Origin of the sequence: Pseudoalteromonas sp. McH1-42, from assembly GCF_022347845.1 — a bacterium.
GTDB classification, from domain to species: domain Bacteria; phylum Pseudomonadota; class Gammaproteobacteria; order Enterobacterales; family Alteromonadaceae; genus Pseudoalteromonas; species Pseudoalteromonas rubra_D.
The window spans coordinates 25,199-47,839 of the sequence record NZ_JAKRFU010000008.1 but is presented as its reverse complement, the minus strand read 5'-3'; the positions used below and the strand labels follow the sequence as shown (position 1 = coordinate 47,839).

Annotated in this window: 23 protein-coding genes and 2 tRNA genes; 6 read left to right on the top strand and 19 right to left on the bottom strand. The window is 47.3% G+C overall.

Annotated features, from left to right (window positions below; all coding sequences use genetic code 11):
* Window positions 1-2: 2 nt before the first annotated feature.
* The 17 genes from pepN to nhaR form a co-directional block, all read right to left on the bottom strand.
* Entirely contained in the window at window positions 3-2,594 is a 2,592-nt protein-coding gene (gene pepN, locus MHN31_RS07910; RefSeq protein ID WP_239443983.1) for an aminopeptidase N, read from the bottom strand.
* 194 nt (window positions 2,595-2,788) lie between these two features.
* On the bottom strand, window positions 2,789-4,261 hold the full coding sequence (gene nhaC / locus MHN31_RS07905; RefSeq protein WP_138536650.1) for a Na+/H+ antiporter NhaC: 1,473 nt from the start codon (window positions 4,259-4,261) through the stop codon (window positions 2,789-2,791).
* A gap of 241 nt (window positions 4,262-4,502) precedes the next feature.
* A complete protein-coding gene (gene prc, locus MHN31_RS07900; protein WP_125559271.1) occupies window positions 4,503-6,539 on the bottom strand; it encodes a carboxy terminal-processing peptidase in 2,037 nt (678 codons plus the stop codon).
* A gap of 10 nt (window positions 6,540-6,549) precedes the next feature.
* Window positions 6,550-7,221 (bottom strand): RNA chaperone ProQ, encoded by a 672-nt coding sequence (gene proQ / locus MHN31_RS07895; RefSeq protein WP_010386041.1) that lies wholly within the window; start codon window positions 7,219-7,221, stop codon window positions 6,550-6,552.
* Between the two features lie 8 nt (window positions 7,222-7,229).
* Window positions 7,230-7,514 carry a hypothetical protein gene (locus MHN31_RS07890; RefSeq protein WP_125559269.1) on the bottom strand — a complete coding sequence of 95 codons (285 nt, stop codon included), beginning with the start codon at window positions 7,512-7,514 and terminating at the stop codon, window positions 7,230-7,232.
* Window positions 7,515-7,973: a GAF domain-containing protein gene (locus MHN31_RS07885; RefSeq protein WP_040644932.1), complete on the bottom strand. Its 459-nt coding sequence runs from the start codon at window positions 7,971-7,973 to the stop codon at window positions 7,515-7,517.
* 122 nt (window positions 7,974-8,095) lie between these two features.
* Window positions 8,096-8,473: a hypothetical protein gene (locus MHN31_RS07880; RefSeq protein ID WP_125559774.1), complete on the bottom strand. Its 378-nt coding sequence runs from the start codon at window positions 8,471-8,473 to the stop codon at window positions 8,096-8,098.
* Window positions 8,474-8,561: 88 nt separating this feature from the next.
* Entirely contained in the window at window positions 8,562-11,792 is a 3,231-nt protein-coding gene (locus MHN31_RS07875; RefSeq protein ID WP_239443982.1) for a proton-conducting transporter membrane subunit, read from the bottom strand.
* Window positions 11,789-13,303, bottom strand: a complete 1,515-nt coding sequence (locus MHN31_RS07870; protein WP_239443981.1) for a proton-conducting transporter membrane subunit — start codon at window positions 13,301-13,303, stop codon at window positions 11,789-11,791. Before MHN31_RS07870 ends, MHN31_RS07875 begins: the two co-directional genes overlap by 4 nt.
* On the bottom strand, window positions 13,303-13,590 hold the full coding sequence (locus tag MHN31_RS07865; RefSeq protein WP_194868289.1) for an NADH-quinone oxidoreductase subunit K: 288 nt from the start codon (window positions 13,588-13,590) through the stop codon (window positions 13,303-13,305). Before MHN31_RS07865 ends, MHN31_RS07870 begins: the two co-directional genes overlap by 1 nt.
* A gap of 13 nt (window positions 13,591-13,603) precedes the next feature.
* On the bottom strand, window positions 13,604-14,341 hold the full coding sequence (gene mbhE / locus MHN31_RS07860) for a hydrogen gas-evolving membrane-bound hydrogenase subunit E (RefSeq protein WP_239443980.1): 738 nt from the start codon (window positions 14,339-14,341) through the stop codon (window positions 13,604-13,606).
* Window positions 14,342-14,370: 29 nt separating this feature from the next.
* Window positions 14,371-14,613, bottom strand: a complete 243-nt coding sequence (locus tag MHN31_RS07855; protein ID WP_239443979.1) for a DUF4040 domain-containing protein — start codon at window positions 14,611-14,613, stop codon at window positions 14,371-14,373.
* Complete coding sequence (locus MHN31_RS07850; RefSeq protein ID WP_239443978.1) at window positions 14,610-14,936, bottom strand: monovalent cation/H(+) antiporter subunit G; 327 nt, start codon at window positions 14,934-14,936, stop codon at window positions 14,610-14,612. The genes MHN31_RS07855 and MHN31_RS07850 overlap by 4 nt, the downstream gene beginning before the upstream one ends.
* A complete protein-coding gene (locus MHN31_RS07845; protein WP_010386030.1) occupies window positions 14,933-15,190 on the bottom strand; it encodes an MrpF/PhaF family protein in 258 nt (85 codons plus the stop codon). Before MHN31_RS07845 ends, MHN31_RS07850 begins: the two co-directional genes overlap by 4 nt.
* A complete protein-coding gene (locus MHN31_RS07840; protein ID WP_239443977.1) occupies window positions 15,187-15,759 on the bottom strand; it encodes a Na+/H+ antiporter subunit E in 573 nt (190 codons plus the stop codon). The genes MHN31_RS07845 and MHN31_RS07840 overlap by 4 nt, the downstream gene beginning before the upstream one ends.
* Entirely contained in the window at window positions 15,756-18,506 is a 2,751-nt protein-coding gene (locus tag MHN31_RS07835) for a cation-transporting P-type ATPase (protein ID WP_239443976.1), read from the bottom strand. Before MHN31_RS07835 ends, MHN31_RS07840 begins: the two co-directional genes overlap by 4 nt.
* Before the next feature lie 146 nt (window positions 18,507-18,652).
* Window positions 18,653-19,555: a transcriptional activator NhaR gene (nhaR, locus tag MHN31_RS07830; RefSeq protein ID WP_239443975.1), complete on the bottom strand. Its 903-nt coding sequence runs from the start codon at window positions 19,553-19,555 to the stop codon at window positions 18,653-18,655.
* A 177-nt stretch (window positions 19,556-19,732) separates the two neighbouring features.
* Between nhaR and MHN31_RS07825 the strand changes: the two genes are divergently transcribed.
* The gene (locus tag MHN31_RS07825; RefSeq protein WP_239443974.1) at window positions 19,733-20,038 is read left to right on the top strand and encodes an HPF/RaiA family ribosome-associated protein; all 306 of its coding nucleotides are present in this window, start codon (window positions 19,733-19,735) and stop codon (window positions 20,036-20,038) included.
* Window positions 20,039-20,098: 60 nt separating this feature from the next.
* On the opposite strand, the gene MHN31_RS07820 is transcribed toward MHN31_RS07825, so the two are convergent.
* Together MHN31_RS07820 and MHN31_RS07815 are read right to left on the bottom strand one after the other, a co-directional pair.
* A tRNA-Ser gene (locus MHN31_RS07820) sits at window positions 20,099-20,189 on the bottom strand.
* Between the two features lie 59 nt (window positions 20,190-20,248).
* A tRNA-Ser gene (locus MHN31_RS07815) sits at window positions 20,249-20,339 on the bottom strand.
* 261 nt (window positions 20,340-20,600) lie between these two features.
* On the opposite strand from MHN31_RS07815, the gene MHN31_RS07810 reads away from it, so the two are divergent.
* The 5 genes from MHN31_RS07810 to MHN31_RS07790 are packed head-to-tail and all read left to right on the top strand — an operon-like array spanning window position 20,601 to window position 22,634.
* Complete coding sequence (locus tag MHN31_RS07810; protein WP_125559246.1) at window positions 20,601-21,266, top strand: Bax inhibitor-1/YccA family protein; 666 nt, start codon at window positions 20,601-20,603, stop codon at window positions 21,264-21,266.
* Between the two features lie 54 nt (window positions 21,267-21,320).
* The gene (locus tag MHN31_RS07805; protein WP_125559244.1) at window positions 21,321-21,674 is read left to right on the top strand and encodes a DsrE family protein; all 354 of its coding nucleotides are present in this window, start codon (window positions 21,321-21,323) and stop codon (window positions 21,672-21,674) included.
* Window positions 21,671-22,030 (top strand): sulfurtransferase complex subunit TusC, encoded by a 360-nt coding sequence (tusC, locus tag MHN31_RS07800; RefSeq protein WP_138536626.1) that lies wholly within the window; start codon window positions 21,671-21,673, stop codon window positions 22,028-22,030. The genes MHN31_RS07805 and tusC overlap by 4 nt, the downstream gene beginning before the upstream one ends.
* On the top strand, window positions 22,027-22,302 hold the full coding sequence (locus tag MHN31_RS07795) for a hypothetical protein (protein ID WP_138536624.1): 276 nt from the start codon (window positions 22,027-22,029) through the stop codon (window positions 22,300-22,302). Before tusC ends, MHN31_RS07795 begins: the two co-directional genes overlap by 4 nt.
* 2 nt (window positions 22,303-22,304) lie before the next feature.
* Window positions 22,305-22,634: a TusE/DsrC/DsvC family sulfur relay protein gene (locus MHN31_RS07790; RefSeq protein WP_125559238.1), complete on the top strand. Its 330-nt coding sequence runs from the start codon at window positions 22,305-22,307 to the stop codon at window positions 22,632-22,634.
* Window positions 22,635-22,641: the final 7 nt, after the last annotated feature.

Sequence of the window (22,641 nt, the reverse complement as noted above, 5' to 3'; positions counted from 1 at the left end):
TTTTAGTTCAGTGCTTTGTCAATTTTTTCATACAGATCATCGCTCAGTTCAGGTAGTCGAGCCAGTTTTTCCAACTGAGCTTTCATTAGCCCTTGTCTGGTGTCATCAAAACGCTTGAAGGACAGCAAAGGCGTAATTATTCTGGACGCATTTTGCGGATTGACCTGGTTTAGCTCAGCGATTAAGTCACCAAGTAACGCATATCCACGACCATCTTTGCGATGGAAGTGCCTGGGGTTACCCCGCGTGAAAGCGCCAATCAAAGCACGAACGCGATTTGGATTGGCTTTATCGAAACACGGATGGTTGTACAGGGACAAAATGTTGTCGATGCAATTGTCGTCACTCCGGCTCGCTTGCAATGCAAACCATTTGTCCATTACCAGCAAATCTGACTGCCATTGTTTGTCAAAGTCATCCAGTAATAACTGAGTCAGTACATGGTCAGCGTTGACAGCCGCTCTAAGCGCCCCCAGTTTCAACGTCATGTTATGACTCTCACTTTGTGCCTGGATCCAGCCCTGGATTTGAGGGTCTGACACCTGTGCGAGGTAAAACAAGCATTTATTCTTCATGGTGCGAATAGCAACTGCCTTTGCCTCAAGGCTTCCGTCATCCTGTAGTTGTGCATACACATCACGCCAAACTGATTTCAACTGAGTCGCTATCTGGCACTCAATAGTCGAAATAGCTTGCGTCAGCTGCTCAACCGGAACTGGTGTATAGTCAGCATTCAGGGCGTCAAAGCCAGGCACAGTGAATAGCTCAGCGAGGATTGACAAGTCTCCACTAAGATCATCAAGCAACATACGTAATGCCTGAATTAAGCTTTCTGGTAGCTGATATTCATCAAACATCTGAGTATTTACCAGTGACTTAATCTCGGCTTTATAAAGCTGCTGAATGGCTTCCCAGCGTGCGTAATCACTGCTGGCATACTTGGCAATGTGAAGCAGCTGATGTTGCTGATAATCATAATTCAATAAACAAGGCGCTGAGAACCCTTCAAGTAATACAACAACCGGCTCACCCTCTAATCCCGAAAAGACATAGCTCTGCTGCTTTTCGGTAAGCTCTATTACTTTACCTTGTTTTGCAATCGACTCAGGGATGGCTATCACTTCTCCCTGCTCGTCCAATAGCTCAACTGCAACCGGAATATGCAAAGGAGCCTCTACCGGATCATGCTCTGCATGGCTTTGGGCCAGATGTAGCGTAAACTCGCCCTGTTGCGAATCAAAGCTCGTACGCGCGCTAATTTTGGGCGTACCAACCTGGTTATACCAAAGTTTAAACTGGTTTAGATCTTTGCTATTGGCATCACTCATCGCTGCAACAAAGTCATCACAGGTTACCGCCTGGCCGTCATGACGCTCAAAATAGAGCTTCATCCCCTTCTGAAAACCAGCTTCCCCCAGGATGGTGTGCATCATGCGGATCACTTCTGCGCCTTTGTTGTATACAGTCACCGTATAGAAATTATTCATTTCGATAACTTGTTGTGGGCGAATTGGATGCGCCATAGGCCCAGCATCTTCAGCAAACTGATGGGTGCGAACTGTATTCACTGCATCTATCCGGTTTAATGCACGCGAACCCAGATCACTGCTGAACTCCTGATCACGAAATACAGTCAGTCCTTCTTTAAGGCTCAACTGGAACCAGTCGCGGCAAGTTACCCTGTTGCCTGTCCAGTTGTGGAAGTATTCATGGCCGACGATGGACTCAATGACATGAAAATCTCTATCAGTGGCCGTTTCCTGATTGGCTAACACGCAGGCACTGTTGAACACATTAAGTCCCTTGTTCTCCATTGCTCCCATATTGAAAAAATCCACCGCTACAATCATATAGATATCCAGGTCGTATTCGAGATCAAACCTTTCTTCATCCCATGCCATGGCCTTTTTCAATGACGCCATGGCATGCGGCGCTTTACTCAGATTGCCCTTATCTACAAATAACTGCAGGTCTACCTGGCGACCCGAGCGTGTTTCGAATGTATCTGTCAGAACATCAAAGTCGCCGGCAACAAGTGCAAATAAATAGGACGGCTTCTTAAAGGGGTCTTCCCAACTCACGTAGTGACGACCATCCGCCAGCTCCCCACTGTCGACCTTATTACCATTAGACAGTAAATGTGGCATTTCCCTGGGTCCGATGATCTTGACCTGATAAGTCGTTAGCACATCGGGTCTGTCCAGGAAATACGTAATTTTTCGAAATCCTTCAGCCTCACACTGCGTGCAATAAGCGCCATCTGACAAATACAATCCTTCTAGAGAGGTGTTCGTAGCTGGCGAAATCGTATTTACGATTTCGATTTCAGCGCGCTCGCCCAGCCCAAATAGTTCCAGGCCAGTCTCATGTAGCTTGTAATCTGAGTGGCTTTGTCCATCCACTTTCACAGACTGAAGTGTCAGCTCGATACCATCCAGCATCACGGACGTTGCGCCATCCAGTGACGACAACGTAAAGCGAGCCGTCACTTTGGTATTCTGGGCATCTAATTCGAAGCATAAGGCGAGATTCTCAACGTCATGTGTGGGAGGCTGATAATCATGCAGGTATTTGGCCTGAGGTTTTGAGGTCATGACAATTCCTATTATCAAATTACATGTGCTTGCGTCACGGAGACAACTGAGCACAGTGAAAAAATGAGTACAAATCAATATCTTTATTGTAGAACGGCCCGCGCTAAGGGCAAAGGGATTTATGACTGTGAGACGAGCAAAAACGCCTCAAATTCAATGAGGCGCTTTTCTTTCTTTTTTTAGGCTTTAATAAGCTAGGCGTCTGGTGCTGTTGCACCTTGCTGCATCGCTTTAGGCTTAATTTTTAAAATCTTAATGCCCAGGTATGCGTACACAATTGCCAGGAATGGATTGATTAGGTTAAAGAAAGCGTAAACCGCATAATCAAGTGGATTTATCAACAGCACACTTTGCATATACGCACCACACGTATTCCATGGGATCAAGGGGCTTGTTATCGTCCCCCCGTCTTCCAGTGTTCTGGATAAGTTAACACTTCTCAGGCCCCGTTTCGTATACTCTTCTTTGAACATACGACCAGGCACCACAATGGCAATGTATTGATCAGCCGCAACCAGGTTAGTACCAAAACAAGTAGCAACCGTAGAGGCAATGAGTGAACCTGTACTCTTAGCCACTTTCAGAATGCTCTTGACAAACAGCTCAAGCAATCCGGTTTTTTCCATGATTGCACCAAACATTAGCGCCGTCATAACCAACCAGGTCGTCGTCAACATACTCGACATCCCGCCGCCACTGAGCAGGTCATCCATCTTGGCATTACCCGTTTCGAGACTAAAACCATCAAAGAATGTGGCCCAAACCAGTTTGAAATGACTGACCAACACGCCTTCATCCGGATTTACCTGGCTCGCTATCAAATCTCCCTGGAACAACAATGCCCATATCGCACCAACAACGGCACCAATAGAAATAGCAGGAAAAGCTGGCATCTTTTTGATGGCGAGGCCCAAAAGAATAATCAGAGGCACGAGGTTAACTATGCTGATATTAAAATTACTTTGCAGGATCGAGGCAATTTCATCAATCTTGCTCGATTCGCTGGACACATCAGCATTGAATCCCATAAAGATAAATATGATTAAGGCGATGACAAAGCTTGGGACTGTTGTCCATAGCATGTGCTGAATGTGCTCGAATAAATCACTCCCCGCAACCGCTGGCGCCAAATTCGTCGTTTCTGACAGCGGAGACAACTTGTCTCCGAAGTATGCGCCTGATATAACAGCCCCGGCAGTCACAACAGGATCCAGTCCCAAGCCATTAGCAACCCCCAGCAGGGCAACACCTATTGTTGCAGCTGTTGTCCAGGAACTGCCAATACTCATAGCCACGATGCCACAAATTAAACACCCAGCCGCGTAAAACCACGAAGGGTGGATAATCTGTAAACCATAGTAGATTAAGGTGGGCACTGTGCCGGAAAGCAACCAGGTTCCGATCAAAGCACCTACCATCAGCAGAATGAGGATTGCCCCCAAAGAGATGGTGATCCCTTTGATCATCGCTTCTTCAAGCGTCTTCCAGGTAAAGCCATTTTTAAGCCCGATCAACGCAGCTGTAAAGGTAGCAAATAGCAGGGCTATCTGGTTTGGCCCTGAAGAAGAATTATCACCGTAGAGGTATACAGCTGCACCTAACAGGCTTACCAATACCACAATAGGAATAAAGGCATCCAGATAGGATGCTTGTTTTTGTTGTCTCAAACCAGAATACTCCTTCGCACTTAATGGAGTGCTTTATTATTATCTCTGCCGGGTCAGTTCAACGTTAAGCACAACTCCTGAATCTGCGCCCAAGACAGCGCCAGGCAAGTTCCTGCCCGACTATTTTTAATATTGCAGCTGGCAATAATAACAAATTTCCCACGCACTGGTAACGAAAAAAGGCGCTCAATGCGCCTTTTCATAGCTTAGCCTTCTGTACGTCTTTTTTGTTAAACCGTGTTTAGTCAGCCGTATTGTTTTTTGCCAGGCGACCGTAATTGATCAGGTCTTGCGTGATCAGAGCAGCCTCCTCCAGGTACGGGTCCAGCTCAGCAATGATCTCTGGTACATCATCCAAGTCTTTCACAGGCTCTTGTCCCAGACGCTTCAGACGTTCATTGGTACGCTTAAGTGCACGCTCATCACGCTCTTCACGTTCTTTTGTGCGCTCAGCTTCAACAAGAGAAATAGCAATGTCGTCCTTCTGTGCTTTATATCGCGCTATATCGTCGTATACATAAGCAAACTCAGGCTCTTTTGCAATACGGATCCCGTGGCGCTCATTTAAATACTTGATGGTTGGACTCAAATCATCCAATTGTCGATACTTGGCTCTGACAATGCTATCCCACGGTAATGCATTATCTTCCTGGCTTTCGCCCCACTCGGCAGGTTCAACCGCTGAAGGCAGCAAAATATCCGGGATCACCCCTTTATTTTGTGTACTGCCACCATCAATACGATAAAACTTAGCTATGGTGTAAGTAATGCTGCCAAGCGCATTGTCGAACAGGTCATAAGTCTTTCTTAACCCACGGTGCTGCTGTACGGTGCCTTTACCAAAAGTCTGCTCACCAATGACTACTGCGCGACCATAATCCTGCATCGCTGCTGCAAATATTTCGGATGCCGACGCACTATAACGGTCTACCAATACGGTTAGAGGGCCATCATAATAAGTAACACCATCACTGTCTTTTTGAGCTTCAACACGGTTATATGCTGTGTGAATTTGAACAATCGGACCTTTATCGATGAATAAACCCGAAAGCTGTGTGGCTTCATACAGTGAACCACCGCCATTTTGTCTTAGGTCAACGATAATACCATCCACATTTTGCGCTTTGAGCTTATCGAGCTCTCTTTTAACATCTTTTGATAAGTTATTGTAGAAGCTTGGTATTTCAATCACGCCCACTTTACTGGTGAGGTCTGAATAATTCGCTTCGAAAACTTCAGACTTAGCAGCTCTGTCTTCCAAGCGGATTTTATCCCGTACGATTTCCACAACCTTAGGCGTACCATGCGTGTCACTGCCTTTAAGGTACTGCAATCTTACTTTAGTACCTTTGGGGCCTTTGATCAGATCAACCACATCGTCCAGGCGCCAGCCAATCACGTCAACAAACTCTTCGCCATCCTGAGCCACACCAACGATGCGATCGTCCGGCTTAATTTTTTCAGTTTTGTCTGCAGGGCCACCCGGCACTAAACTACGTATAATCGTGTAGTCTTCATCATACCCCAGCACGGCACCAATACCTTCCAGTTCAAGCTCCATATCCATTTTGAACTGCTCTGCACGACGCGGAGACAAGTAAGAAGTGTGTGCCTCTATGCTGCGTGCGAACGCATTCATCACAATCTGAAAGGCATCTTCATTATTAGTTTGTACCAAACGTTTAATGGTATTTTTATAACGCTTGGTTAGGATCTCTTTAATACCAGCCCAGTCTTTACCCGTTAATTTTAGTCTCAAAGCATCAGACTTAACACGTTGACGCCAATATTCATCTAACTCGGCCTGGGTGTTGGCAAATTGCATCTCTTCTCTGTCAAATACAAACTCGTCTGGCTTATCAAACTTCATTTCTGTATCTAACAGAGAAATAGCATAGGTAAAGCGCTCGTAGCGACGCTGCATACTGGCATTGAACATCTCGAAGGCAAAATCGAGCTTGCCTTTTTTAAGTGCATCATCAAATTGCTTTCTGTAGCCTGCAAACTTGTCGATGTCTGACTGAAGAAACAAAGATTTGTTGTAATCTAAGTTTTCAATATAGCGATCAAAGATCTGCTCAGACAGCGCATCGTCCAGTTTAAAGCGCTTATAGTGTTCACGAGTAAATTTACTGGTTACCCTTTTGGTTGCCGTCGCATGCTGGATTTCAGGCTCCAGTACGGGAATGTCTTTTTCCGTTACGGTCTGTGTTGCAGCTGAACACACGCCAGATACAAACAGTGCGATTGCACCAATTAAAGGTAACTTATTACTCATACACAACTCCTTAAAGAATAAACAGGCTTTCTGCTTTTGTTTTAACTTGCATCCCTGTCACTAATTCAACATGAACTTCGTCTTTGTTTACTTCAGTGATGGTTGCATTAACTAAGGCCTGTCCCAACTTTACTTTAACCTTATTATTTACCTTGACCTCATTTGCCGGAAGAGGTTCAACTTTACCTGAGCTACGACGTTGCTGTTGCTCTGGTTTAGCATTAACTTTAGCGTTTTTATTGCCGTGACGGTGCTTGTTCTCACCGCGAGATTTGTAAGATTTTGTGTCACCATCGCGACGGCGCTCACCACGGCCATCTTGTCTTGGACGTTGAGGCTTCTTACGTTTAGCCATTTTAGCACGTGACTCTTCAAGTGCTTTTTGAGCATGCTCTACATGTTCCTGCTCAACTTTCTCGGCGTCGTTGCCGTCCAGATCAACACGAAATTCGTTGTTAATCACGGCTTCTAGATAGCGCCACGAAGAAGTGTATTTGCGCAGCGCCTGACGGACCTGAGTCTTACTGACTTTTTCAGATCCTTCAATTCTGGCAGCGATATCTTTAAAGATACCGACTTTAAGCGGTTTAATACCGTCTTTTTGTTTAAAACACTGAGGAAACTCGGCATATAAAAAGTCGAGAACCTCTTTGATATCTTTTAGCTTGTTTGTGGTTTCCATGTCTAAACCTATAGTTCAATATTATCATCAAGAGATGACTGAATGTAATGTGTAACCCAGTCAATGAGTTCATCATACTCGGCTTCGACAAGTGCCAAGTCGCCGCGCAGATGCTCCCATATTCCATTTATAATTAAATCAATTTTCTCGCAGGGCAGATCGTCAGGCAGTTGCTCCCAGGCTACGTGGATAAGCTCATTTAACGTCTCTGCAACACGTTCTTCTTCTCCTTCCCAATCTCCGACATCGAAGGTGGAAAACAGGTAATCCTGAACGTTAAGTAGTTCTTTCATTTACAGGGTACCTTCAAAGCATTTTACCAGTGCTTCCAGGCCCATTTTATCTTCATCGTCAAATCTTGCCAAACTCGGGCTATCAATATCCAAAACAGCAAACAGTTCACCGTTTCTCATCACAGGGATTACAATTTCAGAATTTGAAGCAGCGTCACAAGCAATATGACCATCAAAGCTATGTACGTCCTCAACAAGCTGAGTCGTTAACTCAGCCGCTGCTGTACCACACACGCCTTTTCCTAATGGGATACGAATACAGGCAGGGTTCCCCTGAAAAGGACCCAGTACGAGTTCATCGGTACCATCTAAGAGGTAGAAGCCCGCCCAATTAATGTCTTCCATTGAGGTAAATAATAAGGCGCTGAGGTTTGCCATATTGGCGATGTAGTTGTGCTCATCACCAATCAGGGCCTGAGCTTGTAGGCTGAGGGTATCGTAGAACTTTTTCTTCTGCATTGCGGTCATTCAACAAATTTACATAAGAAGTAAAGGTACTCTTTCGGGCAGCTAAATGAAACCTTTTAGACAGAAAAACTATTAAATTAGTGTAAAACACCACCGAGCTGTACAAAAAGCCATCAAGCCCTTTGCGCGTTGCGGCGTAAACTGAACAAAAACAACCCGCCGCCCAGTCCAGCCATCACCGCATTGATGATAAAAACCATGCCTGAACTTGCAACAAATAAGAAGCTGAATACGGCACCACCCAACATACCTGCTGTTAATACTGCTGAATAACTTACCTTGTTATAGCGTAGCAAAGCCATATAAGCCGGCAACACAAAAATCGCCATAGACAGACCGACGATGTGCGCATTAGCAACAGCTGTCATCAGTACTTGAAACAAAATTTTACTTTGACCACTTAGCAACGCATAGTAGCCACCCAGCACAATGCCAACGATAAGTGGTGACAACAACGAGTACCCCACGGCCTTAGCTACCTGCCTTTTTATCATCTCTTTCACCTTTATCAGTCTGCACAGAGATGTTCAGTGTTATCGTGAATCACCTGTATCACAAGTCAACTTTGGTCGTATAGAGCTATCCACCGGCTGCCAAAGCCCACAGCACCGAACACAGTAGCAACGCAAACAGCACACCAGGTGTCATCATAGACCGCAATATCGCCAACGCCAGGCTGACCAAGCGGATTTTACGCTGCACAACATGCTGGGGAAGCTGCCAGGATGTCTGCTTTAGCTCATCTTTAAGCAGCGATAAGCCTTGTGCCGTGGTGTCAGCACCGAGACGTACCAGGCTACCCGCTTCCTGGTAGGCCACATTAATATCGCCAGCAGGTAACGCCCCCATATTGTTTATGAACGCACGCGTCGCCATATACAAACCAAAACCAAGTAACACTGGCCAGATGCCACCCCAAAAAACCGTCACAGTTAGCTGACCAGACCATGCGCCTTCCGATTGGGGTAACAAGTAACTGAGCACGAGGACCAGTATCAGCAAGGCACCAAATGCCCCCAACTGGAGTCTATCGGCTTGTCCAGCTGCTGTTTTTGAAGCCTTCTGTCCAACCAAGGCTAAAAAGCGCATCATCAGCCAGGTCGTGCCGATTGCAGTAAGCGGTAAAACGGTTCCCATCAGGAGATCTTGCTCTACGATATCCTTCAAAGCGACCTTAGCGACCGCGCCACTGGTTAGTGGAAGCCCAGCCAGCGCAGCCGCCGGAATGATTACTGCTAACCAACATAGCCAACTATACTTCTGCCATGCCAGGCTATTATTCATGCCGGCAAACAGGAACAGCGCCGCTTTTGCAAGGCCATGATGCACTGCGTATAGCACTATGGCTGGCAACAGGAGTGTCCATACGTCGGGATACTTCAATCCCACACCAACTGCCGCAATCAGTATCCCCATCTGACTCATTGTCGAATACGCCAGTAAAGCTTTGGGGTTGTCCTGAGTCACCCCAACCAGCACACCAAAAAATGCAGCAAATAAACCCAGTACAACAAGCAACGAGCCAAAAGTAGCGAACGCAACCTCACCAAATGGAATAAACTTCAACCATCCTAGCAAACCTGCCTTGACCATAACCCCACTTAATAGTGCGCTGGCAGCAACCGGGGCAACGGGGTGTGCCATAGGCAGCCAAACGTGCAGACCAAACAAGCCTGCCTTTACGCCAAATCCCGCCAGTAAAAACCCAATTGCCCAGGCGGGGTAAGCCTGCTCGGGATTGCTCGCAGAAGAAGGGTCAATTGAACCAAACGCTAAGCCCGCCAGTGCAGTAAACAGCAATAACTCTCCAAGCACCGCCCATTGCATGTATGACTTACCAGCCTGATGGGCCTCCTCAGTATCAAAGTGCACAACCAGACCATAAGAGGCCAGGCTCATAAGGGTGAAAAAGCTAATAAAGCCAGAGATATCCTCAGCCAAAATAAGCCCGAAGTTACCGCACATAGCTAACAGAAAAAACAAACAAAAGCGCACCTTGCGCTTGTCAGTTTTTGCAAAATTAACCGCGAAGACCGCCGCCAGCAGCCATAAACAACCAGCCAGTAAGAAAAAGGTTGAGGTAGTCTCATTCAATGTCATGATGCTGCCAAAAAACAGCCAGGGAGTGGCATTTGTGCCTTGTGCCGACATCATGTAGGCAACCAGCGCAACACCAGCTGACAAAGGCAAGAACCAATGTGCCGCCCTGTGCATCCGCTTGCGCACCAATAATAATGCGCAAAGTGCAGGTGCCCCAATGGCCAACCACATCCAGGGGATTTGTTGCGAACTTACTGTCAGGATCGACACAAATTCACTACCGTATTCCCGTGCAGCTATCAGTTTAACCCAATTAAGCGGGCTGAACTGGGCATCCGCGAAAAGGCCTGCGCTCAGTGCCAGTATCGACGTGACTATGGGTGGCAACATGAGCATCCAGTGTGTTTCAAATCGCCCACGCGGTTGCTCTTTTGGCCATGCTCCCTGTTGCGGTTTAAACCAGGCGGCATACAGAATAGGCAGAAAATAAATGGCGTTAAGCAGGCTACTGATAATAAGCACCCCAAGCACCCAATAAAAGCCAGCTTCCAGTGCACCAGTCCCGAGGTACCATTTTGAGATAAAGCCCGCTGCAGGTGGGATCCCTATCATCCCCAGCACCGCAAGACTAAAAGCGAGCATAGTCAGTGGCATACGCTTACCCGCACCGTTCATCTGACTGACTTTAGTCACGCCCAGCGTTTCGGCGATACTACCGGCACAGAAAAACATGGTGATTTTCATTAATCCCTGGTGAACCAGATGTGCAATACCGCCGATCGTCGCAATCGGCCCGGCAATCGCGGTGCCCAGGGCAATATAGGAAACCTGACTAACGGTCGAATAAGCGAGTCTGCGTTTCAGGTCATCCTGAAATACAGCTCGGGCAGAGCCATACACTATGGTGATCGAAGCCATCACAGCGAGTATGATAGTTAACCCCAGCTCCTGAGCAAACTCAACACCGTAAACATCATATACGACCCGTACTATACCGAATGCGCCCGCTTTAACAACCGCGACCGCATGCAACAACGCGCTGACTGGCGCAGGCGCAGCCATTGCAGCAGGCAGCCAGCCATGTAAGGGCACCAATGCCGCTTTTACACCTAACCCTAAGATGATCAGGGCGAATATGACTTTGAGATGGAGTGGATCGAGATGTGGCATAGAAGCCAGTAGACCGGTCGCGGTAAAATCCAGTGATCCAGCCAGGGCTTTTAACCACACTACCCCGGCCAATAAGCTAGCGCCGCCAAGCATAGTGTAAATGAGATATTTACGCCCTGCTGCAAGCGATGCTTTGTTCCCTTTGTGTACCACCAACGGATAGGTTGTTAGCGTGAGTAATTCATAGAAAATCAGAAACGTTATTAGGTTACCCGCAAGCGCAACGCCAATGGTCGCAAACACACACAAGCTAAAAAATCCAAAAAAGCGACTGCGGTTAGGTGATTGCTCGAGATATCCAATTGCGTAAATCGTGGTCAGCAGCCATAAAAACCCAGATAAAGCGACAAATAATAAAGATAAAGCATCCGCATGAAGTACCAAGTCCATGTTAGGCAATAATGGCAAACGCGTTTCAAACACCTGCCCCTGATAAACGCCAGAGATCATCACAAGTATCAACGCGACACAACTAAAAGCCCCTAGAAAGTTTAACGTTTTCCTCAGCTTTGGCTTGGTGTCACTGACAAAAAATATCGCAACACCAGATACCAGTGCGCTCAACAATATCAGTAAAGGCAGTGTGCTTTGCCACATCATTCGCCGCCTCCTATCGCAACCAAATCAATTATTAGGTCTGCATTGAATCCTAGTGCCATGGTACAAAGTGCCAAAGCCAGACCACTAATCGGCATAGCAACGGGCACTTTCTGCCAATTGTCCGGGGTACTTTGCTCGCACGCCTGTTCAGGTTTAATAAATGCCAGGTCCAGCACTCTGAAAATAGCCAGTGCCGCCATCAGGCCCCCGGCCAGAATAATCAAAACCCACCACCATTGCTGAGTATCTATGGCGACATTCAATAACAACCATTTGGCGATAAACCCGGCACTGGGAGGCAAGCCAATCAAACTGCCCCCTGCTATTGCAAAAGTAAACAAGCTCAAAGGCATATATTTCGCCATGCCCTGTAACCTGGCAATGTCGTCATGACCCAGTGAATGGATGATATTGCCGGCGGCGATAAACATTGCAGCTTTCGCGCAGGCATGCGCGACAATAAAATATGATACTGCAGCGAGTGCACTTTGATGCTGTATAGCCAATTGCGATGCCGAAACCCCATCCGTACTCATCAAAAGCGGGAACAACAAAAATAGATAACCAATTTGTGCAACGGTCGAATACGCCACCATCAGTTTAAGACGTTTTGCTCTGAGCGCTTGTACACACCCCCAGACAATAGCCATTCCCCCTAACACACCCAACAACATCAACGCATCATTGGTCACGGCAGGCGTAAGGATCTCCATCCAGAATCGTACCAGCAAGTAAAACGACGCTTTAACAACCAGCGCTGATAATATCGCACTGATTGGTGCCGGCGCGCTGCCATGAGCATGGGGCAACCAAAAGTGTAATGGAACCAGGGCTGTTTTTAGCACCAACCCGACTGTAATCAATGTAAGTGCAGCCCAGCTTAAAGGATTAGACTCAACCCGCTCTGCAAGCTGCGAAAAGTCCAGCGTGCCATAAGCATGATATAACAAAGCAACAGCCAGCAAGTAACAAAGTGATCCCAACAACCCCACTAACAGGTATCGCAATGCCGCGGTCAGGCCAGCCTTATTACCACTTAGCGCGACCAGCGCAACAGCCGCCAGCCCGATGATCTCAAGCGTGACATAAATATTAAAAATATCGGCAGATAAAAATAATGCGATGATCCCGGCCACCAGCAGCCACCACAAAGGCCAAAAACGCTCGCGAGCAGGCGAGGCTGCAAAGTAAAAAGCTGAATACAAGGTCAGTACCGCGACCAAGAAGACCGTCAACGTGATGAGCAGTGCTGAAAACCCATCGAGGCTCAACGCAATACCCAAAGGTGCTGCCCAGCCAGCAAGCGAATATCTGACAGCAATTGTCTCCCCTGTACCATTGAACGATAGCCCACCTAAGATAAGCCCCATTACCAGCAACAAGCTTGTTGCTGTCAGTAGTCCGGTTAGCACTTGAACATATTTCGTGCTCAGTAACACAGAGACAATCGCACCGGCCAGGGGAATAGCCACCAGCAAAGGGAGTAACGTGGACATATCAAATAAGGGCATCAGGCATCATCCTCGTGCTTTTCAAGAGCATTGATCCGGCATACCAAAGACAAAGCTAACGCCGTGCCTGCAACGGCCACTACTATCCCAGTCAAAACCATTGCATGAGGCACAAAGTCAGGCGATGCGCCGGATGAGGCATTAGCGATAAACACCATAAAAACCCCCACACCACAAATGTTGATCGCCAGGATTTTTTTAACGACATGCGCAATCGCTAACACGCCAAACAAACCAATGCCGAACAAAATAATACCAAATACACTATAGGCCAGCGCTTGTGTCATGGACGATCCCCCTTTACCGAGCCGTCTTTTGCTGAGGCGCAACATGAAGTGCGCAGAACAGCGAAACCAAAATAGCGGCTATGGTTAACGTCGCCGCCACTTCAATTATCAGAATCAAAGTGCCAGCCCAGGCAATCGGATAGGCCAGTGCCGTGCCAGTCGATACCATTACAGCAGCACCAACCAATAAAAATACCGCCAAGCCGACCACTAACAACGCACGCGCTATCTGTGCATTAAAGTTAAAGCTGTGATGCCCGGCCAGTAATAATAAAATGCCAGCCCCAGCCAGCAGCGCGCCGGCCTGAAACGCTCCGCCAGGCAAAGCAGCCCCAGTCCAGAGTAAATATCCGGAAGTAACTACGATTGCAGGCAACAACCAGCGCAAAAATGCTTCTAACACCAAGCTGCGCTGTGCAGGTTTTGATACCGTAACAAAGGCTTGGTTACTTTGTTTTTCACTTGCTGGCATCACCGCCAGAGCGACAATCAACAACACAGCGACTTCAAGTAAGGTGTCATAACTGCGAAAGTTAAGTAACACCGCCGTAACCGGGTTCTGAACGCCGCTTTGCTCCAGGTTAGAGGCGACCAAAGCAACAAGCGGCTGCTCTGCCACCGGAGCGTCAATCAGCGCAAAGACAAGAAACAGGCAAACTAAACCAACCACTAACCCAACAACAAACAAAACGCCACCAGATAGTCCTGCTTGCTGCTCCGCGTTACGTGCCAGCGTAATGTCATTAAACATAGCTCCCCCTGTGATTATTCAAATCCATGCTATTGATTGAGCTGTCTGCGTGTTGCTATGAGTAAAGCTCCAGTCAACCCAGCGCCGATCGCCGCCTCTGCGATTGCGACATCCCACGCGCCCAATCGTACCCAGGCTAAAGTAACCAACAAGCCCATACTGATAAACAGCAAAATGGCCTGGAATAAGTCTTTCGCAGTGAGACACAGTACTGCTGTCACCACGGCGCCACAGCCCAATAGAAGATCAATAATCAGCTCACCACTTGTCATTTGTTTCCTCCTGTTTGGTGCTCATCCACGCCTGACTGCTCCAGTTGCTGAGACTGCGTTTGGCTGGCTAGCAGATAGCAAGACACCGCGCCGGCCAACATCACGGCAACCCAGATCACCAGCAACTGAATGGCATCGGCAATCTCTGCAACCTGAGGGATCACGCCCAGTACAACAAACCCCAACCCTAAATTATCGGCCTTGGTCAGCGCATGCAGCTTTGATAACTCGTCAGGGAAGCGCCACAGACCAACACACCCGGCAATAAAGAAAAATACACCCAGTGCCACCATCAACGCGCTATACCAGTCAATCAAGGTCATGATTTGGTATCCCCCATTTTTACCAGAATGACAGTCGCAGTCGGCGCCAGCAAAGCCAAAACCAACGCAACATTAAACAAAGCACTTTGCTGGTAGACAACGGCCAGCAGAGCCAAAATGGCCACTCCCACCGTGCCAAACAGCTGCAAAGAAAGTATCCGAGTCAGTTTAGAAGGCCCCAGCCAGAGCCGCCAAAGCCCACCTAATAGAACCAGGGTTAGAACGGTCACCATCCAGTTTAAATACTCACTCATTTTTGCTCCTTCATAACTGGCACAGCTTGTTTATCTATTTCTAAATCAAACAAGTAGGCGATTTTTTGCTCACAGTCAATCACATCCTTATAATTGCCCTCGGTGACCTCTAACATGTGCACTAACAAAGAGTCTCCTCTGAGCTGTGCACTCAATGTGCCTGGCAGTAAGCTGATAAGGTGAATAAACCACAGCTGTGCATGACCCGGTGGCAAACGCAGTGGATACAGTACAGTACCCGGTTGCATGGATACGCGACGTGCAAATGCCAGGCGCGCGGTTTGTATTCCTCCTTTCAAGGAGTTAAGTAGAAAATACGGCAATAAACGCAGCAGGCGAACATAATGGAACTGCCCTGTTACAACTTTTCCATTGCTCCTTGCAGTATTGCGTGACGTATCATTAAAAAGACGCATGCTCATCCAGACAGACACAGGGACAACGACAATACCTATTACCCAAGAGGACCATGCCCCTTTAGTGAGTAATAACCACAGTGCGCTGAAGATCAATGCCCGGATAAGCAAGGTCCGTTTGTCTGAATTGTAAGAATGCGTCTTTGAGTTCATACCGATTCACTCACTCTGTTAGTGTTTGGATCCGAGGTCGCCTGTGCATCTGTGCTTTTGCTACGCAAATGCTTCTCAACCCCAACAATCAGAGAGATGAACCAGCCACAGGCGATAACTCGTAGCCAGGCTTCCAGTGAGATAGGCGCACTCTGGAACCAGTCATTCATCAGAGGTTGATAGGTAAACAATAACTGTAGCGCCATCATGAGCGCGATACCTATCCAGATCCAACGGTTTGAGAACAAACCGACAGAAAACACCGAGCGGTCCAGAGAGCGACAGTTAAACAGATAGAATGCTTCGCCCACCACAAACATAGCGACTGCAACTGTTCTCGCTTGCGCTTCTGTTGCACCCCACATCAACTCGAGTTCATATAAACCGAATGCAGTGATACATAGCAAAGAAGACACCAACAAAATTCGCCACATTAATATTCTATCTATAATGGGGGCATTCGGATCATAAGGCGGGCGCTCCATAATGCCTTTTTCGCGAGGCTCAAAAGCCAGCATCAGACCAAGTAAGATGGCTGTCGTCATATTAACCCATAAGATATGTACCGGTAATAAGGGTAATGAAACGCCCAACAGCACTGCCAGCAGGATCACTAATCCTTCACCACCATTGGTGGGAAGCGTCCAGACAATAAATTTCTTGAGGTTGTCGAATACACCGCGACCTTCCTCAACCGCCGCCCGCACGGTAGCAAAGTTGTCATCAGTCAGCATCATATCGGATGCGTCCCTTGCCACTTCCGTGCCGTTTAATGCCATAGCAACGCCGATATCAGCTCGTCTGAGCGCCGGGGCATCATTAACTCCATCGCCCGTCATCGCCACGACATGACCTTCCGCTTGTAGCGATTTCACCAGCTGTAGCTTGTTTTCCGGGCTAACCCGGGCAAACACATCATTATTACTGGCAATGTCACTAAACTCATGCTCAGACAAATCACCTAACTGATAGCCAGTGACGGTTTTACCCGCACCTTGTGGCTGTATAATGCCTAGTTGCTTGGCGATACTGGTGGCAGTTAACGCATGATCGCCAGTGATCATCTTGACCCGGATCCCGGCTCGGTGACAGGCGGCAACGGCCTCTATGGCCTCTGGGCGAGGCGGGTCAATCATTGCCTGTAACCCGAGAAAAACCAGACCCTGCGCAACATCTTCGTGGCTCAGAGAGGTTTGTGCATCAAGTGATGTTTTACTGGCAAATGCCAGAACACGTAAACCTTTTGCAGCCAGTCGTTCAGCTTCTTGCTCAATGGCGTCCAAATCAAGCCCAATTTCCTCGCCCAGGTCATTTAACATAAACTGGCATTTGGGCAAGATACTCTCAATGGAGCCTTTCATGTGGATCATTTGGACACTGTCAACTTCGTCCAGTGTCGCCATATACTGATATTCAGATTGAAATGGAATGCAATCGATGCGTTTTGCGTTGAGACTGCCTAGTGACATACTCGCCTTATGAGCTGACACCAATAATGCCGCCTCTGTTGGGTCGCCACTGATCCGCCACTGTGAATTGTCCTGGTCCGGCGCCATTAACTGCGCATCATTACACAACGCGCCGGCTCTGAGTGTGGCAGATAAGGCAGGCTCATTTTTCGGCTCGGTGACAAGCGGTTGCGCATCACTACTCCCAATAACGCCCTCCGGATCATAGCCATTCCCAGATACGCTATACAGCTTTCCACCACTGTAAATGCGCTCCACCATCATTTCATTTTTAGTCAAGGTTCCAGTCTTATCGGAGCAGATGATCGTGGTGCTCCCCAGCGTTTCAACCGCTGGCAAATTACGGATAACGGCTTTACGTTTAGCCATGCGAGAGACGCCAATGGCCAGCATAATAGTCACAGCCGCAGGTAGCCCTTCAGGAATTGCGCCTACAGCCAGAGCAACTGCCGCCATAAATGATTCTAGCAATGGCTGACCATGCAAGTAGCCTATCAGTAAAGTAATGGCCGCGAGACCAACGATTGCGTACAGCAATACATGACTGAATTGTTTGATGCGCTTGGTTAGTGGCGTATCCAGTGTTGGCGTGGTAGCAATCAGCTCGGAGATTTTACCAATTTCAGTGTTATCGCCTGTTTCCGTCACGACACCAACTCCCGTGCCGTATACAACCAAAGTCGAAGAAAACGCCATATTTTGCCTGTCTCCCAGCAAGGCTTCTTTGGCAAGCACCTCAAGGTTCTTTTCAACAGGGACTGACTCCCCAGTCAGCGCCGACTCATCGACCTGTAAGTCTCTGACCTTGATAAGACGCATGTCCGCAGTCACTTTATCGCCAGCTTGCAGCAGGACGATGTCGCCGGGCACGAGTTGTTGGGCAGGAATGGTCATTTTCACCCCATCCCGGATCACGGTAGCGGTAGATTTGATACTGCCAGACAAAGCATTGATAGCATTGATTGCTTTGGATTCCTGCACGAAGCCGATAATGGCGTTGAGCAGTACTACTGCAAAAATAACGATGGCATCAACCCACTCCTGAAGCGCCAGCGTAACCACCACTGCCGAGAGCAGGATATAGACCAAAGGCTGATGAAACTGCAAGACAAACCGTTTGATTGGTCCGTCTCCATCATGTTTAGTAATGGCATTAAGCCCAAACTCGGCCTGTTGCCTGTCAACCTTTTGCAAAGATAGGCCTTGCTCCGGGTCGGCCTCGAACTGCTTGAGTACTTCTTCTGAGTGTTGACTGTGCCAGTCTTTCAGATCTTGCATAAAACACCTCGGGAACTAGTTGTACTAAAACCATACTAGGGTGCCGCAATGATATGTAAAACTCGAATTATTGACTTTAAAATATCGAAAAAAGCGAACTTTAAGTCGGCCAAAAAAGTGATCTTCTTGCACTGTGCAAGCGTAATTTATCGGAATAGCGCCGATTTTGCCGAGTTAAAAATGGCTGCAATTGCTGGATGTCGGATCTTACGTTCCGCTGATATTGCATAGAATTTTTGCTTAACCTGCGTTAGTTCACCCACCGGGCGCACGTGAAATGCCTCACACACATCGTCAGCAATCGTGCTGGGCATAAAAAACAGCCCCAGACCTGACTGACCAAACGACTTCATCAGTGCACTGTCATCAAACTGCGCTACGATCTTAGGGTGAATATTCTGGTCACTCAGCCAAAAATCAAACTCTTTGCGAATTTCATGTTGTTGTGTTGGCAACAATAAAGGCGCGCTGTTAAGCGATGCTGGAAAGTTCTTCTCATATTGCCGGGCCAATGCCGGTGCCGCCAAAAACATAATACCGCTTTCCCCCAATAAATGGTTATAGGCTTTGACACTAAACGCCCCTGTCACGGGCACATCACTTAGCACCAAATCCACTTTATGAACGGCTAGATCGGCAAGCATGCTGTCTACCGGCCCTTCCAGGCTGGTCAGTCTAATTTCCTGCTCTATATGCATAGCTGGTTTGATAATTTTGTGTACTATGGTTTTGGGTAATACACTCGACGCCCCAACAATGAACTCGGCGGGCCCCACCGCATTGTTGCCCTTCAGAACGTCACTCAACTCGTTGCCAAGTTCAAATATTTCATCTGCGTATCGTAGTACGACTCTGCCCGTGTCGGTTAACCGCAGGCCTCGCCCCTCTTTTTGCAAAAGCTCGTTGCCAACCCGCTCTTCCAGCAAGGACAACTGACCACTGATGGTTTGTGGGGTTATGTTCAGCTTTGCGCTGGCCTTAGCGATGCTGCCTTCATGCGCCACCGCCCAGAAGTATTTTAAGTGTTTGTAGTTAATAACATCCTGCATAGTGCTTTCTCCAACTCGATAACACTTCGAATAATCCGAACTGTAGTATATAGAACAAACGATTTCATTTAATTCTTTTCGATTGATACGGTAGCAGAGGTAAAACGATCATGTGAAGGCGACATTCGGACATGTACCGAATTTATTTACAACAATACTAACCAACGAGAGCAAAATATGTGGGTAGATGTGTTTTCATCCCATAGTGACACGACAGAGGCCGAAGATAATTACGTAGATGCGCAGGTAAGGCTGATGCTTGGCCGCTATGCAGGTCAAATAGACAAAGTTGAAGTGTTCCTTTTAGCGGATGAAAACCAGACGCAAACCCAGCAACAATTTCAATGTACTATACGCGTTGGCTTGAAGGGCTATCAGGCTGTGGAGGCAAACGAAGTGGCAAGCAAAGCGTCTGATGCAATCAATGCCTGCACACACCGGGCAAAACGCTATGTAAAAAGGGCATTGCGGCTCTCTGGTTAAGACATGCTTTGGGTGATGCTAAGAAAAAAGGCCACAAGTGATAAACTTGCGGCCTTAATATGGCGGAGAGATAGGGATTTGAACCCTAGATACGCTATTAACGTATGCCGGTTTTCAAGACCGGTGCTTTCAACCACTCAGCCATCTCTCCAAATCAGATTGTCGCGATTCACCTGTGAATTATCAGAGGCAAACTTGCGTAAAATTAGGTGGCGGAGAGATAGGGATTTGAACCCTAGATACGCTATTAACGTATGCCGGTTTTCAAGACCGGTGCTTTCAACCACTCAGCCATCTCTCCGCAGCGGGGCGAATATTAGAGAATCCCGGCCCCCTTGTGAAGCTTTTTTTTCGCTTTTTTGTTTAATTGGTTAAAATTCACTTCATTTGTACAAACATCGGACTCATTGGGAGGTTTTATGGTCAAAAATCGGGAGTTAGAGAACTTTTAACATAGTTTTAGGGTCTACTAAACCAGAAAGGTTTGCCGAGCGATTTAACTCTTGGTAATCTTGGCCTAGAATAATTTTCGGAACATAATGTTTCTAATAAGGAGCTGAAAATGGCGTTCAATCATTCGTACACTGGCCAAAAAGTGGCTATGTCGACGGTCGAAACTAACAAGGTGCTTAAAAACACCTACTTCCTACTGGCAATGACACTGGCATTTAGTGCGATTACTGCTGCCATCTCTATGACTATGGCACTACCGCGCTTCACCGGTCTTGTCTGTTCTTTAATTGCATTCGGTCTACTGTTCGTGATCCAGAAAAAAGCGAACTCGAGCTCAGCGATTGGTCTGGTTTTCCTATTCACTGGCCTCATGGGCTTTGGTCTGGGCCCTCTGCTTAACCACTATGCAGCAATGCCAAATGGCAGTTTACTGATTGCTCAGGCCCTGGGTTCAACTGCTTTAGTATTTTTTGGCCTGTCTGCATACGCACTAACAACAAAGAAAGACTTCTCCTTTATGGGCGGTTTCCTTGTTGTAGGTATGCTGGTAGTAATTGTTTCTAGCCTGGTTAACCTGTTCATCGGCAGCTCAATCGCCTTTATCGCGATTAACGCCGCTGTTGTATTACTGATGTCTGGTTTCATCTTGTATGACACAAGCCGCATCGTAAACGGTGGTGAAACAAACTACATCCTGGCAACAGTAAGTCTGTACCTAAGCATCTACAACCTGTTCACGTCTATCCTGGCCCTACTTGGTTCAAGTGATGACTAATACGCTCAGTTTGCTAAAATAAGCCCCATTCGGGGCTTTTTTTATGAGTAACTTTTGAGTCAATACGTACTTTCCCTTCACAGCAACGTCAGCGATCATGATGCGTTACAACAACTGGTGCGGTTTGCTAATGCTTTACAGGCACAAGATCACCAGATCGACTGTATCTTCCTTTACCAACAGGCCGTTTTGTTTGCCAGCCAACATTTTCGCCTTGCCAGTGATGAACTTCAGCCAACTCACCTATGGCAATCGCTGAATGATGCAGGCATTGCACTCAAACTGTGTGTCACAGCTGCAGAAAAATATGGCCTAGACACCTCGCACTGTGGCCCATTTGAAGTTGCCGGATTGGCAGAGTTTGCCATGCTGGCAACCAAAGCAGATAAATGGGTGCAGTTCAAATGAGCGAAAACATTCTTGTGATCAATCACACTGCTCCCTTTGATGGCGCTAATATCCGGGAAGGGTTAGATATGGCATTGATTTTTGCCGCACTGGATCAAAATGTGTCCTGGCTATTCAAAGGCCCAGCGGTACTTGCGCTAAAGGCAGGCAATAATGCGTCTCATCTGGGTATGAAAAATTACTTTAAGCAGCTAAAAACACTAGAAATTTATGACGTTGAACAAATCTACGTGTGTGCCGAGGCTATGAGCCAGTTTGACTTGACTACTGACGACTTAAACATTGATGCGCAACTCCTGACCCTGGATGCACAGCAAGCACTCCTTCAGCAGCAAGACAAGGTAGTAAGTTTATGAGCCTCCCCACATTACATATTTTTTCCAAGCCAGTGAGCTACTACAAAGCAACATTCAATGCCTCCTTGCTCGGTGAGCAAGACGTATTACTGCTCACTCGAGATGCCTGTTATGATCAACTTGCATGGCGAGCATTAAGTGCAAATCATACCTGTATGCTCAGTGTCTGTGCACAGGCCCGAGGTATCAGCGCACTGGATAACATCGAACCGCTCGACGACCAGCAGTGGATCACGCTGGTTGAGCAATGTCATAAAACAATTACGTGGTAACTATGCTCGTTTTTCAAGATAAACAGATCGAAACAGACAAAGAAGGCTATCTGCTGAATCATCAGGACTGGCAGAAAGAACTGGCACCGCTGCTGGCGGAGCAAGAGAATATAACACTGACGGATGCCCACTGGGAAGTTGTCAACTTTGTTCGCGACTTTTATGAAGAATATAACACCAGCCCGGCTATTCGCATGTTGGTTAAGGCCATTGGTCAGAAGTTAGGGGAAGACAAAGGCAAGAGTATTTATTTATACAAACTTTTCCCTAAAGGCCCGGCAAAGCAAGCAACTAAAATAGCCGGTTTACCAAAACCGGCTAAGTGTATCTAGTAGAACA

Excerpts from the sequence above, each read along its gene's own strand:
- MHN31_RS07865 (WP_194868289.1), bottom strand. The coding sequence starts at position 13,590 with ATGACACAAGCGCTGGCCTATAGTGTATTTGGTATTATTTTGTTCGGC.
- MHN31_RS07855 (WP_239443979.1), bottom strand. The coding sequence starts at position 14,613 with ATGACAAGTGGTGAGCTGATTATTGATCTTCTATTGGGCTGTGGCGCC.
- prc (WP_125559271.1), bottom strand. The coding sequence starts at position 6,539 with ATGAGTAATAAGTTACCTTTAATTGGTGCAATCGCACTGTTTGTATCT.
- MHN31_RS07795 (WP_138536624.1), top strand. The coding sequence starts at position 22,027 with ATGAGCCTCCCCACATTACATATTTTTTCCAAGCCAGTGAGCTACTAC.
- MHN31_RS07825 (WP_239443974.1), top strand. The coding sequence starts at position 19,733 with ATGTGGGTAGATGTGTTTTCATCCCATAGTGACACGACAGAGGCCGAA.
- nhaR (WP_239443975.1), bottom strand. The coding sequence starts at position 19,555 with ATGCAGGATGTTATTAACTACAAACACTTAAAATACTTCTGGGCGGTG.
- MHN31_RS07810 (WP_125559246.1), top strand. The coding sequence starts at position 20,601 with ATGGCGTTCAATCATTCGTACACTGGCCAAAAAGTGGCTATGTCGACG.
- MHN31_RS07885 (WP_040644932.1), bottom strand. The coding sequence starts at position 7,973 with ATGCAGAAGAAAAAGTTCTACGATACCCTCAGCCTACAAGCTCAGGCC.
- MHN31_RS07870 (WP_239443981.1), bottom strand. The coding sequence starts at position 13,303 with ATGCCCTTATTTGATATGTCCACGTTACTCCCTTTGCTGGTGGCTATT.
- MHN31_RS07890 (WP_125559269.1), bottom strand. The coding sequence starts at position 7,514 with ATGAAAGAACTACTTAACGTTCAGGATTACCTGTTTTCCACCTTCGAT.
- MHN31_RS07840 (WP_239443977.1), bottom strand. The coding sequence starts at position 15,759 with ATGAACTCAAAGACGCATTCTTACAATTCAGACAAACGGACCTTGCTT.
- MHN31_RS07850 (WP_239443978.1), bottom strand. The coding sequence starts at position 14,936 with ATGACCTTGATTGACTGGTATAGCGCGTTGATGGTGGCACTGGGTGTA.
- mbhE (WP_239443980.1), bottom strand. The coding sequence starts at position 14,341 with ATGTTTAATGACATTACGCTGGCACGTAACGCGGAGCAGCAAGCAGGA.
- pepN (WP_239443983.1), bottom strand. The coding sequence starts at position 2,594 with ATGACCTCAAAACCTCAGGCCAAATACCTGCATGATTATCAGCCTCCC.
- MHN31_RS07790 (WP_125559238.1), top strand. The coding sequence starts at position 22,305 with ATGCTCGTTTTTCAAGATAAACAGATCGAAACAGACAAAGAAGGCTAT.
- tusC (WP_138536626.1), top strand. The coding sequence starts at position 21,671 with ATGAGCGAAAACATTCTTGTGATCAATCACACTGCTCCCTTTGATGGC.
- MHN31_RS07875 (WP_239443982.1), bottom strand. The coding sequence starts at position 11,792 with ATGATGTGGCAAAGCACACTGCCTTTACTGATATTGTTGAGCGCACTG.
- proQ (WP_010386041.1), bottom strand. The coding sequence starts at position 7,221 with ATGGAAACCACAAACAAGCTAAAAGATATCAAAGAGGTTCTCGACTTT.
- MHN31_RS07835 (WP_239443976.1), bottom strand. The coding sequence starts at position 18,506 with ATGCAAGATCTGAAAGACTGGCACAGTCAACACTCAGAAGAAGTACTC.
- MHN31_RS07845 (WP_010386030.1), bottom strand. The coding sequence starts at position 15,190 with ATGAGTGAGTATTTAAACTGGATGGTGACCGTTCTAACCCTGGTTCTA.